Source organism: Kitasatospora sp. NPDC022785, assembly GCF_055561295.1.
In genome coordinates, this window is record NZ_JBVHHB010000004.1 from 87,199 (window position 1) to 99,985 (window position 12,787).

General features: G+C 72.7%; 6 protein-coding genes. All 6 read left to right on the forward strand.

Annotation, left to right across the window (positions count from 1 at the left end; all coding sequences use genetic code 11):
• Positions 1 to 777 precede the first annotated feature (777 nt).
• Positions 778 to 2,733 carry an alpha-1,4-glucan--maltose-1-phosphate maltosyltransferase gene (locus ACZ3YO_RS08235; protein ID WP_465567185.1) on the forward strand — a complete coding sequence of 652 codons (1,956 nt, stop codon included), beginning with the start codon at positions 778 to 780 and terminating at the stop codon, positions 2,731 to 2,733.
• On the forward strand, positions 2,730 to 4,454 hold the full coding sequence (gene treS, locus ACZ3YO_RS08240) for a maltose alpha-D-glucosyltransferase (protein ID WP_396320892.1): 1,725 nt from the start codon (positions 2,730 to 2,732) through the stop codon (positions 4,452 to 4,454). The genes ACZ3YO_RS08235 and treS overlap by 4 nt, the downstream gene beginning before the upstream one ends.
• Before the next feature lie 266 nt (positions 4,455 to 4,720).
• Positions 4,721 to 6,208, forward strand: coding sequence for a maltokinase N-terminal cap-like domain-containing protein (locus ACZ3YO_RS08245; RefSeq protein ID WP_465566455.1), 1,488 nt, complete (start codon positions 4,721 to 4,723; stop codon positions 6,206 to 6,208).
• A gap of 27 nt (positions 6,209 to 6,235) precedes the next feature.
• Positions 6,236 to 8,809, forward strand: coding sequence for a 1,4-alpha-glucan branching enzyme (gene glgB / locus ACZ3YO_RS08250; RefSeq protein WP_465566458.1), 2,574 nt, complete (start codon positions 6,236 to 6,238; stop codon positions 8,807 to 8,809).
• A 604-nt stretch (positions 8,810 to 9,413) separates the two neighbouring features.
• Complete coding sequence (pta, locus tag ACZ3YO_RS08255; RefSeq protein WP_465566460.1) at positions 9,414 to 11,576, forward strand: phosphate acetyltransferase; 2,163 nt, start codon at positions 9,414 to 9,416, stop codon at positions 11,574 to 11,576.
• Positions 11,569 to 12,783, forward strand: a complete 1,215-nt coding sequence (locus ACZ3YO_RS08260; protein ID WP_465566463.1) for an acetate kinase — start codon at positions 11,569 to 11,571, stop codon at positions 12,781 to 12,783. Before pta ends, ACZ3YO_RS08260 begins: the two co-directional genes overlap by 8 nt.
• The last annotated feature ends 4 nt before the right edge of the window (positions 12,784 to 12,787 follow it).

Consider the following 12,787-nt stretch of genomic DNA (forward strand, 5'->3'; position numbering starts at 1 on the left):
CCCCCCTTGAAGCAGCATGTCCGAATCCTTTTCGCGTTGATCGTTCCTCAACCTCCTTAGCCCATTCGGCGCTCACGGCGCACCGATGCGTGTCCTCGAACTCGGCCTGCTCGTTCACGGGTGGGTTGGGTCACCCAGGGGTGTGCCCCGAGAGGCGTGCGCCGGGACGCGCGCGGGCTCTCGGGCTCCCCGTCACGGGCTTGGCGGGCGCGGGGCAGGTTGCCGGGGACGGCGGCGCGGGCAGGCTTCCGGTCGCACGGCCTCCCCACCCAGCAGTCCTCCCGGTACTCCCCCCGGCCCGTGCGGCCCACGGGAGCTGCCGCCGATCTCGGGCAGGAGCTTGGCATGCACGGCGACACGCGGGACCAGTCCACACCGGTGGCCGACACCCTCGACGCAGCGGTCGCGGAATCCGCCGGACGGATGGATTCTGACACCCGGACAGACGCGCCGATGCCGGCGCCCCGGGGTGCCCGGGCTATCCGTACGGAGCAGCCGACCGAACCGGCCCGACAACCCGGGGCCGAGGAGAGCCGGCCCGCGGCACCGCGCAAGCGCACCACCACCCGGCGCAGCGCCACCGCGACCACGGCCGCCACCGCGAAGGCCGACGCCGGGGACGCCGCCGGCGAGGCCACCGCCACCGCGAAGGCCGGCGCCGAGGCCGCCACCGCACCCCGCAAAGCGCCCGCCCGACCGGCGGCCGCCCGGACCGCGACCGCTCGGACCGCGACTGCCCGCAAGCCCTCCGCCCGCAAGACGACAGAGAGCGACACCGTGATCGGCCGCATCCCCGTCCTGGACGTCAGCCCCCTCGTAGACGCCGGCCGCCGCCCGGCCAAGGCTGTGACCGGCGAGACCTTCCTGGTCAGCGCCACGGTGTTCCGCGAGGGCCACGACGCGGTGAACGCCAACGTGGTCCTGCGCGACCCGCGCGGCCGCAGCGGACCGTGGACACCGATGCGCGAACTCGCCGAGGGCACCGACCGCTGGGGCGCGTACGTCACCCCGACCGCGCCCGGCCGCTGGTCCTACCTGGTGGAGGCGTGGAGCGACCCGCTGGCCACCTGGCGGAAGACCGCCTCGGTGAAGCTGCCCGCCGGGATCGACACCGCGCTGGTGCTGGAGGAGGGCGCGCTACTGCTGGAGCGGGCCGCCGGCGGCGTGCCGAAGAAGGAGGGCCGGGCGCACATCCTGACCGCGGTGGACGCCTTGCGCGACACCGGCCTGCCGCCGCTCTCCCGGCTGGCCGCCGCACTCGCCCCCGAGGTGCTGGACCTGCTGCGCCGCTACCCGCTGCGCGAACTGGTGAGCGCCTCACGCCCGCTGCCGCTCCAGGTGGACCGCGAGCGGGCCCTGTACGGCTCCTGGTACGAGTTCTTCCCCCGCTCGGAGGGCGCGGTGGTGGACCCGTCCGGCGTGGAGCCACCGCGCTCGGGCACCCTGCGCACCGCCGCCGAGCGGCTGCCGGCCGTCGCCGCGATGGGCTTCGACGTGGTCTACCTGCCGCCGGTCCACCCGATCGGCCGGGCCTACCGCAAGGGCCCGGACAACACCCTGACGGCAGGCCCGCACGACGTCGGCTCGCCGTGGGCGATCGGCTCGCCGGAGGGCGGGCACGACGCCGTCCACCCGGATCTCGGCACCATCGAGGACTTCGACCACTTCGTCGCCGAGGCGGAGGCGCTGCACCTGGAGGTGGCGCTGGACTTCGCGCTGCAGTGTTCACCGGACCACCCGTGGGTGAACAAGCACCCGGAATGGTTCAGCCACCGCGCCGACGGCTCCATCGCCTACGCCGAGAACCCGCCGAAGAAGTACCAGGACATCTATCCGATCAACTTCGACCAGGACATGGACGGAATCGTCAAGGAAACCATCCGCGTCCTCCGGTTCTGGATGTCCCACGGGGTGCGGATCTTCCGGGTCGACAACCCGCACACCAAGCCGGTGCTGTTCTGGGAGAAGGTGCTCGCCGACATCGCCCGCACCGACCCCGATGTCGTGTTCCTGGCAGAGGCGTTCACCCGCCCCGCGATGATGCAGACCCTGGGGAAGATCGGTTTCCACCAGTCGTACACGTACTTCACCTGGCGCACCACCAAGCAGGAACTCACCGACTACCTCACCGAACTCAGTGGTGACACCGCCGCCTACATGCGGCCCAACTTCTTCGCCAACACACCGGACATCCTGCACGCCTACCTGCAGACCGGCGGCCGGGCCGCGTTCGCGATCCGCGCCGTCCTGGCCGCCACCCTCTCCCCCAGCTACGGCGTCTACGCCGGCTACGAGCTGTTCGAGAACGAGCCGGCCCACCCGGGCTCCGAGGAGTACCTGCACTCGGAGAAGTACGAGCTGCGCCCGCGCGACTGGAGCCGCACCGACTCCCTGGCCCCGCTGCTCACCGTGCTGAACCGGCTCCGCCGCCGGCACCCCGCTCTCCAGCAGCTGCGCGGCCTGCGCTTCCACCCCACCGACAACGACCAGGTGCTGGCCTTCTCCAAGACCGCCACCACGGCCGACGGCCTCACCGACCACGTCGTCACGGTGGTCAACCTGGACCCGCACCACGTCCAGGAGGCCACCGTCACCCTCGACGGCGACGGGCCCTTCGCGGTGCACGACGAACTCACCGGCGCCGCCTACACCTGGGGCCGGCACAACTACGTCCGGCTCGATCCCTCAGCCGAGCCGGCTCACCTCCTCACGGTTCGGAGGAACCCAGCGTGACAGTGAACGAGCCCGTCCCCGACACCTTCCCCGAGACCTCGAAGAAGAACCTTGACCCCGAGTGGTTCAAGCGTGCGGTCTTCTACGAGGTGCTGGTGCGGTCCTTCCAGGACAGCAACGGCGACGGGATCGGGGACCTCAGGGGGCTCACGTCCAAGCTCGACTACCTCCAGTGGCTCGGGGTCGACTGCCTCTGGCTGCCGCCGTTCTTCGCCTCCCCCCTGCGCGACGGCGGGTACGACGTGGCCGACTACAAGTCGGTGCTGCCGGAGTTCGGCGACCTCGCCGACTTCATGGAGTTCGTGGACGCCGCGCACGCCCGCGGCATGCGCGTGATCATCGACTTCGTCATGAACCACACCAGCGACCAGCACCCGTGGTTCCAGGCCTCCCGGGAGGACCCGGACGGCCCGTACGGCGACTTCTACATGTGGGCCGACGACGACAAGCAGTACCCCGACGCCCGGATCATCTTCGTCGACACCGAGACCTCCAACTGGACGTACGACCCGGTGCGCAAGCAGTACTACTGGCACCGGTTCTTCTCCCACCAGCCGGACCTCAACTACGACAACCCCCGGGTCCAGGACGAGATGATCGCCGGGCTCCGGTTCTGGCTCGACCTCGGCATCGACGGCTTCCGGCTGGACGCCGTGCCGTACCTGTTCGCCCGCGAGGGCACCAACTGCGAGAACCTGCCGGAGACGCACGAGTTCCTCCAGCGGGTCCGCAAGGAGATCGACGCCGACTACCCCGACACCGTGCTGCTCGCCGAGGCCAACCAGTGGCCGGAGGACGTCGTCGACTACTTCGGCGACTTCTCCTCCGGCGGCGACGAGTGCCACATGGCGTTCCACTTCCCGGTGATGCCGCGGATCTTCATGGCCGTGCGCCGGGAGTCCCGCTACCCGGTGTCGGAGATCCTCGCCAAGACGCCGCGCATCCCGCACGGCTGCCAGTGGGGCATCTTCCTGCGCAACCACGACGAGCTGACCCTGGAGATGGTCACCGACGAGGAGCGCGACTACATGTACGCGGAGTACGCCAAGGACCCCCGGATGCGCGCCAACGTGGGCATCCGCCGCCGGCTGGCCCCGCTGCTGGAGAACGACCGCAACCAGATCGAGCTGTTCACCGCGCTGCTGCTCTCCCTCCCCGGCTCGCCGGTTCTCTACTACGGGGACGAGATCGGCATGGGCGACAACATCTGGCTGGGCGACCGGGACGGCGTGCGCACGCCGATGCAGTGGACCCCGGACCGCAACGCGGGTTTCTCCTCCGCCGACCCGGGCAGGCTCAGTCTGCCGCCCATCATGGATCCGGTGTACGGCTATCAGGTGACCAACGTCGAAGCGCAGCAGAGCAGTTCGAGTTCGCTGCTGCACTGGACGCGTCGCATGATCGAGATCCGCAAGCTCAACCCGGCCTTCGGCCTGGGCACGTACACCGAACTGCCCTCCAGCAACCCCGCGGTGCTGGCCTTCGTGCGCGAGCACGAGGGGGACCTGGTCATGTGCGTGAACAACTTCTCGCGGTTCGCGCAGCCGACCGAGCTGGACCTGCGGCAGTACGGCGGACGGTACCCGGTCGAGCTGATCGGCGGGGTGCGCTTCCCCTCGATCGGCGAGTGGCCGTACCTGCTCACCCTCGCCGGCCACGGCTTCTACTGGTTCCAGCTCCGCCAGCCCCCGCGACTGAGCGGGACCAGGCGATCGAAGTAACGATCCGCCGGACCTCGCACTCCGGCACCCCGGCGCACCGGCGCCACCCGCACCACCAAACCCTCCGGGGGCGCGAGTTGAACCCCCGCGCCCCCGGAGGTCTCTGCACCACCGCGTACGGAGAACAGCCCAACGGCCACCCACACGAAGGCGTGACACCTGAGCACCGCTCGCGTGCCGTCGCCGCCGCGCCGCCGAAATCCGGAAGACTGACGGACCCGGCCAGACCCGTCGGGCAGTCCGCCCGCTTCCGGGGAAAGGGAGTCATGTCCGAAACCTCCCGTTCTCAAGCCCATGTGCACCGCGACACCCCCGCCGGCCCCGCGCCGGTGGGCACCCGCGGCACCGGGGCCCGGAGAACCGCTCTGGGGGTCAGCGAGCTCGTCCAGGCGGCCCTGCCGCTGATCGCCGAGTGGCTCCCCACCCAGCGCTGGTACGCCGGAAAGGGACGGCCCATCACCGGCCTCACCCCGGTGGTCGGCACCCCGCTCCAGGTCGGCGACCCGGCCCTGCTCCACCTGCTGCTGCGGGTCGAGCACGCCACCACCGCCGGCGCGCCGCAGGGGGACATCTACCAGCTGCTGCTCGGCATCCGCTCCCAGGGCCCCGCCGGCATCGAGCCCACCGCGGTGCTCGGCCGGCTCACCCAGGGCCCCTACGACGGCGCGGCGCTCTACGACGCGGTGCACGACCCCGAGCTGACCGGGCGGCTGCTCGAACACCTGGCCACCGGCGACCGGTTCGGCTCACTGTCGTTCCGCCGCACCCCCGGCTCCGGACTGCCCGCCAGCCTGCCCGGGCGCGCCTCCACCGCCGAGCAGTCCAACAGCTCGGTCATCTACGGCACCTCGTACATCCTCAAGCTGTTCCGCCGCATCCACCCCGGCACCAACCCCGACCTGGAGCTCTCGCTCGCCCTCTCCCGGGCCGGCTCCACCCGGATCCCCCGGGTCGCCGCCTGGTTCGAGAGCCGGCTGGAACGCGCCGAACCGGCCACCCTCGGACTGCTCCAGCGCTACCTGCCGGAGGCCGAGGACGGCTGGGAGCTGGCACTCGACCAGGTCGGCCGGCTCAAGGGCGACCCGTCGCCCGGCAACTTCGCCATCGAGGCACACCGGCTCGGCCGGGCCACCGCCGAGGTGCACCGGGTGCTGGCCCGCTCGATGCCGGTCGCCCGGCTGGACCGCACCCAGACCCGGCAGCTGGCCACCGCGATGGCCGACCGGCTCGACAGCGCGGTGGCCGTCGTCCCCGGGCTGATGCGCTACCGCGCCGCGCTGCGCACCGCCTTCCAGCAGCTCGCCGACGCCCACCCGGACGGCATGCCGGTCCAGCGGATCCACGGCGACCTGCACCTCGGCCAGGCCATGCGCACCCCGCACGGCTGGGTGCTGCTGGACTTCGAGGGCGAGCCCGCCAAGTCCGTCGCCGAGCGGCGCGAGCCGCAGACCGCGCTGCGGGACGTCGCCGCGATGCTCCGGTCCTTCGACTACGCCGCCGCCCACCTGCTGGCCGGCGGCCCGCACGACCCGGAGCTGGCCCACCTGGCCGCCGCCTGGGCGCAGCGCAACCGCACCGCGTTCTGCGCCGGCTACACCGCCGGCGGCGGCACCGACCCGGCCGCCTCGCCGGAGCTGATGCGCGCACTGGAGATCGACAAGGCGGTCTACGAGGTGGTGTACGAGGCCCGGCACCGGCCCGGCTGGCTGCCGATCCCGCTGGCCGCGATCAACCGGCTCGCCCTCACCGTCTGACCTCCCGCCCCGCCGCCGACCCGCTCCATGCCCACCTGCTCCGTTGCCCACCTCCTCCCCGCCGATCCGCCGTTGACCCGCTCCGCCCTGCCCCGTTCCCGCCCCGCCCCGCTCCCGCCCTGCCCCGCTCCCGCCCCCGGAGCGGACCCACCCCGCCGCCGACGTTCCCGCGGCCACCCCGATTCCGCAGGAGGACCAGCCGTGACGCCGCTCGACCCGCCCGGCCGCACCACCCGCAACGTGCCCGCCACCTTCCTGGCGGACGCGGACTCCCCCCAGCGCGAGCCCGCGGCGCCCCGACGGGCCGAGCCGCGCGCGGCGGCGCGCCCCGCCCCCGCCCCCTCGCCGGACGACGCGCCCGGCGGTGCGCCGAGCAGCCTGCCCGGCGGCGTCCTGCGGCTGCCCGAGGCGCCGCTGCCGCCCTCCGAGGTGGACCGGCTGGTCGGCGGACAGCACCACGACCCGCACGCCCTCCTCGGGGCCCACCCGGTGCACGGCGGCACCGCGATCCGGGTGCTGCGCCCGTTCGCCGAGCGCGTCGTCGTGGAGACCGCGCACGGGCCGGCCGAACTCACCCACCAGCAGGGCGGCCTCTTCACCGGCCTGCTGGCCGGCGCCGAGCTCTACCAGTGCGGCCCGGCCGACTACCGGCTCCTGGTGACGTACGCCGGCGGCGAGCCGATCGCCCAGTACGACGGCTACCGCATCCCGCCCACCCTCGGCGAGCTGGACCTCCACCTGATCTCCGAGGGCCGGCACGAGCAGCTCTGGCGGGCGCTCGGCTCGCACGTGCGCACCGTCGAAGGCGTGCACGGCACCGCCTTCGCGGTCTGGGCGCCGAACGCGGCCGGCGTCCGGCTGATCGGGGACTTCAACCACTGGGACGGCACCGGGCACCCGATGCGCTCGCTCGGCTCCTCCGGCATCTGGGAGCTGTTCGTGCCGGGCCTGGCCGAGGGCACCCAGTACAAGTACGAGATCCACACCCGGCAGGGCTGGGTGCTCGACAAGGCCGACCCGCTCGCCCGGGCCGCCCAGTGCCCGCCCGGCACCGCCTCGGTGGTCACCTCCTCCTCGTACCGCTGGGAGGACGGCGACTGGATGACCCGCCGGGCCCGCGCCGCACACCACCGGGCGCCGATGTCGGTGTACGAGCTGCACCTGCCGTCCTGGCGGCCCGACCTCACCTCCTACCGTGCGATCGCCGAGGAACTCCCCGGCTATCTCAAGGAGTTGAACTTCACCCACGTGGAGCTCATGCCGGTCATGGAGCACCCGTTCGGTGGCTCCTGGGGCTACCAGGTCTCCGGCTACTACGCCCCCACCGCCCGGCTCGGCGGCCCCGACGACTTCCGGTACCTGGTGGACACCCTGCACCGGCACGGCATCGGCGTCATCGTCGACTGGGTGCCCGCGCACTTCCCCAAGGACGACTTCGCCCTCGCCCGCTTCGACGGCGAGCCGCTGTACGAGCCCGCCGACCCGCTGCGCGCCGAACACCCCGACTGGGGCACCCTGGAGTTCGACTACGGCCGCACGGAGGTGCGCAACTTCCTGGTCGCCAACGCCGTGTACTGGTGCGAGGAGTTCCACATCGACGGCCTGCGGGTGGACGCCGTCGCCTCGATGCTCTATCTCGACTACTCCCGCGAGGGCGGCGAGTGGACGCCCAACCGGTACGGCGGCCGGGAGAACCTGGACGCCGCCGCGTTCCTCCAGGAGATGAACGCCACCGTCTACCGCCGCTGCCCCGGCGTCGTCACCATCGCCGAGGAGTCCACCGCGTGGGACGGCGTCACCCGGCCCACCGACAGCGGCGGCCTGGGCTTCGGGCTGAAGTGGAACATGGGCTGGATGCACGACTCGCTGGTCTACATGTCCAAGGAGCCGGTGCACCGCAAGTACCACCACAACGAGATCACCTTCTCGATGGTGTACGCCTACTCGGAGAACTACGTCCTGCCGATCTCGCACGACGAGGTAGTGCACGGGAAGCAGGCGCTGGTCGCCAAGATGCCCGGCGACTGGTGGCAGCAGCGCGCCAACCACCGCGCCTACCTCGGCTTCATGTGGGCCCACCCCGGCAAGCAACTCCTCTTCATGGGGCAGGAGTTCGCCCAGGGCGCCGAGTGGGACCACGAGCACGGCCCGCAGTGGTGGGTGCTCGACAAGGAGTGGCCGGCCGCCGGCGACCACCTCGGCGTCCGCCGCCTCGTCCGCGACCTCAACCGGCAGTACCTCGACGCGCCCGCGCTCTGGGAGCTGGACACCACCCCCGACGGCTTCCGCTGGCTCGACGGCGGCGCCGCCGAGGACAACCTGCTCTCGTTCGTCCGCTACGCCGCCGACGGCACCCCGCTGGTCGCGGTCTGCAACTTCTCCCCCGTCGTCCGCCACGGCCACCGGGTCGGCCTGCCCGCCCTCGACGGCCGCGAGCAGCTCTGGGAGGAGGTGCTCAACACCGACGCCGAGACCTACGGCGGCGCCGGCATCGGCAACTCCCGCCCGGTGAAGGCCGAGCCCGTCAAGTGGAACGGCCAGCCCCGCAGCGCCGAACTGATCCTCCCCCCGCTCGCCACCCTCTGGCTCCGCCCGGCCTGACCGGCCCGACCGGCACCGCGGCACATCGGCACACCGGTCGTGGCCGGACCATTGCGTCCGGCCACGGCCGCCCCTGGGCTCCCCGCCCGAGACCGATCATCAGCAGGCGGGGGCCTTGCGCGTGTTCACGGTTCTGGGGTGGGTCCACGTCCTGCTGCCGCTCGTCCGCGGCCGGCGCAGCGGCCGTCCGGCTGACCATCGAGAGCGACTCCGGCCCCGACCGCGGCTGCAGCCTGCACGCCTGCATCCGGGACCTCTCCATCGGCGGCACCGAGGGCCTACCGGCCGCCGAGATCGCCCGCCGGCTGCGCGCGGGGCTCGCCGCCGACGGCTGGACGGCGGGCCCGAGGAACAGCCTGCACCACCCGCACGGCTGGCTTCTGGACAAACGCGTGACCGAGCTCTACATCACCGAGCGCCCGGAGGCCGTCACGGTGGAGTTCGACGGCCCGGACAACACCTGATCCCCGGCCTCCGGCCCCGCCCCACGGTGACCTTCGTCCCTTGCCCCCGGCGGTCGACTCTGCTCGCGAACGGGCGTTCGTGGTGCGAAGGTATGGTCGACATGACCACTGTCTGAGACAACGGGACGGAGACAGCCGCCGTGGCGCGCAGCGTGTACGTGACCGGGATCAACCGGGGAGACGGCCGGCAGGCGGTCGAACTCGGGGTCATGGAACTGCTCACCCGCCAGGTGGACCGGGTCGGGGTGTTCCGCCCGCTGGTGCACGCCCACGCGCCCGGCGAAGCGGGCTCGGACCACGTGGTCGAGCTGCTCCGCACCCGCTACCGGCTGGACCTGCCGCCCGCCGGGCTGTACGGGCTCACCTACGAGGAGGCGGCCGCGCTCCAGGCCGCCCACGGGCAGGACGAGCTGGTCTCCACCCTGGTCGACCGGTTCCGCGCACTCGAGCGGCGCTGCCAGGCCGTGCTGGTGCTGGGCACGGACTTCGCGGACACCAACATCCCGGACGAGCTGGCCTTCAACGCCCGGCTCGCCAACGAGTTCGGCGCCGCCGTCATCCCGGTGGTCGGCGGGCACGCCGAGGACGCCAAGGCCGTGATCGCCGAGGTCCGCAACGCCCACCGCGCGTACACCGACCTCGGCTGCGAGACCCTGGCGATGATCGCCAACCGGGTCGCCCCCGGCGCCAAGCAGCCGATCCAGCGCACGCTCACCGAGAAGCTGCCGATCCCCGCGTACGTGATCCCCGAGGAGCCGGCGCTGGCCGCGCCGACCGTCGCGCAGCTGGTCGAGGCCACCGGCGCGGAGGTGCTCATCGGCGACGCGGCCGGCCTGGCCCGGGACGTCCGCGGCTTCGTCTTCGGCGGCGCCATGCTGCCGACCTTCCTGGACGCGCTGACCGAAGGCGCCCTGGTCGTCACCCCCGGGGACCGCGCCGACCTGGTGATCGGCTCGCTGGCCGCGCACGCCGCCGGCGCCCCGCCGATCGCCGGCGTGCTGCTGACGCTCGGCCAGCACCCCGGCCCCAACGTGATGGCGCTGGCCGCCCGGCTCGCCCCCGGCACCCCCGTCGCGGTCGTCCCCGAGGGCAGCTGGATCACCGCCGCCGCCCTCACCCACCTGGAGGGAAAGCTCTCCGCGGCCAGCCCGAGGAAGGCCGAGATCGCCCTCGGCCTCTTCGAACTGCACGTGGACACCGCCGAGTTGACCACCCGGATCGAGGTCGGCCGGTCCGAGCGGGTGACCCCGATGATGTTCGAGCACGAGCTGCTGGAGCGGGCTCGATCGGCACGTCGGCACGTCGTCCTGCCCGAGGGCACCGAGGAGCGGGTGCTGCGGGCCGCCGAGATCCTGCTCCGCCGCAACATCTGCGACCTCACCCTGCTCGGCGAGGTGGACGCCGTCCGCCGCAAGGCCGCCGCGCTCGGCATCGGCCTCCCCGCGGAGGGGGCACCTCCCGGCCGCCAGGCCGGGGGAGACCCGGCCGCCGACCGCGCCCAGGTCCGGATCGTCGACCCGGCCACCAGCCCGCTGCGCCGCCAGTTCGCCGAGCTGTACGCCCGGCTGCGCGCGCACAAGGGCATGACGGTCGAGCTGGCGCTGGACGTGGTGACCGACGTCAGCTACTTCGGCACCCTGATGGTCCAGGAGGGCATCGCCGACGGCATGGTCTCCGGCGCGGTGCACTCCACCGCCGCGACCATCCGGCCCGCCTTCGAGGTGATCAAGACCTCGCCGGGCGCGGCCATCGTGTCGAGCGTCTTCTTCATGTGCCTGGCCGACCGGGTGCTGGTCTACGGCGACTGCGCGGTCAACCCCGACCCGGACGCCCAGCAGCTGGCCGACATCGCCATCCAGTCCGCCGCCACCGCCGCCCAGTTCGGCGTCGAGCCGCGGGTCGCGATGCTCTCCTACTCGACCGGCACCTCGGGCTCCGGCGCGGACGTCGACAAGGTCCGCAAGGCCACCGAGATCGTCCGCCGGCTGCGGCCGGACATCCTGGTCGAGGGCCCGATCCAGTACGACGCGGCGGTGGACGCGCACGTGGCGGCCACCAAGCTGCCCGGCTCGCCGGTGGCCGGCCGGGCCACCGTGCTGATCTTCCCGGACCTCAACACCGGCAACAACACGTACAAGGCGGTCCAGCGCTCGGCCGGCGCGGTGGCGGTCGGCCCTGTCCTCCAGGGCCTGCGCAAGCCCGTCAACGACCTGTCGCGCGGCGCGCTGGTCGAGGACATCGTCAACACGGTCGCGATCACCGCCATCCAGTCGCAGGAGCGCAAGGAGTCCAACGGTGAGTGAAGGCACGCGTGTTCTCGTCCTGAACGCCGGCTCGTCGTCGGTGAAGTACCAGCTGATCGACATGCTGGACGGTGCCCGGCTCGCCTCCGGCCTGGTCGAGCGGATCGGCGAGGCTGGCGGCCGGCTGGTGCACACCCCGCGCGCCGGCGAGAGGCGGGAGTCCGCCCAGGTCTTCCCCGACCACTCCGCCGCCCTGAAGGCCGTCGCCGAGGAGCTGGCCGCCGACGGCGTCGGGCTGGACTCCCCCGAGCTGGCGGCGATCGGCCACCGGGTGGTCCACGGCGGCCTGCGGTTCACCGAGCCGACCGTGATCACCGACGAGGTGCTCCGGGAGATCCGCCGGCTGATCCCGGTCGCCCCGCTGCACAACCCGGCGAACATCACCGGCATCGAGGTGGCCCGCGCGCTGCGCCCGGACCTGCCGCAGGTGGCCGTCTTCGACACCGCCTTCCACGCCTCCATGCCGGAGTACGCGGCCCGGTACGCCATGGACAGGGCCGTCGCGGACGAGCACCGGGTGCGCCGCTACGGCTTCCACGGCACCTCGCACCAGTACGTCTCGCGGGCCACCGCCCGGCTGCTCGGCAAGGACCCGGCCGAGGTCAACGTGATCGTGCTGCACCTGGGCAACGGCGCCTCCGCCTCGGCGGTCGCCGGCGGCCGGTGCGTGGAGACCTCGATGGGACTCACTCCGCTGGAAGGCCTCGTCATGGGCACTCGTTCGGGTGACATCGACGCGGGCGTGGTGTTCCACCTGCACCGGGTCGGCGGCCTCTCGATCGACGAGATCGACAGCCTGCTCAACCGCCGCAGCGGCCTGCTGGGCCTGTGCGGCGACAACGACATGCGCGAGATCATGCGCCGCGCGGAGGAGGGCGACGCCGACGCGCGGCTGGCGTTCGACACGTACATCCACCGGCTGCGCAAGTACATCGGCGGCTACTACGCGATCCTGGGCCGGGTGGACGCGATCGCCTTCACGGCGGGTGTCGGCGAGAACGCGGCGCCGGTGCGGGCGGCGGCCACCGCCGGACTGGAGGAGCTGGGCATCGCGGTGGACCCCGAGCTGAACCCGGTGCGCTCCGGCGAGGCGCGGATCATCTCGCCCGCGTACTCCCGGGTGGCGGTCGCCGTGGTGCCCACCGACGAGGAGCTGGAGATCGCGCGACAGGCCTTCGCCCTGGTGCACCGGCAGCCCGGCCGGTGAAGTC

Excerpts from the sequence above, each read along its gene's own strand:
- glgB (WP_465566458.1), top strand. The coding sequence starts at position 6,236 with ATGCCCACCTGCTCCGTTGCCCACCTCCTCCCCGCCGATCCGCCGTTG.
- ACZ3YO_RS08245 (WP_465566455.1), top strand. The coding sequence starts at position 4,721 with ATGTCCGAAACCTCCCGTTCTCAAGCCCATGTGCACCGCGACACCCCC.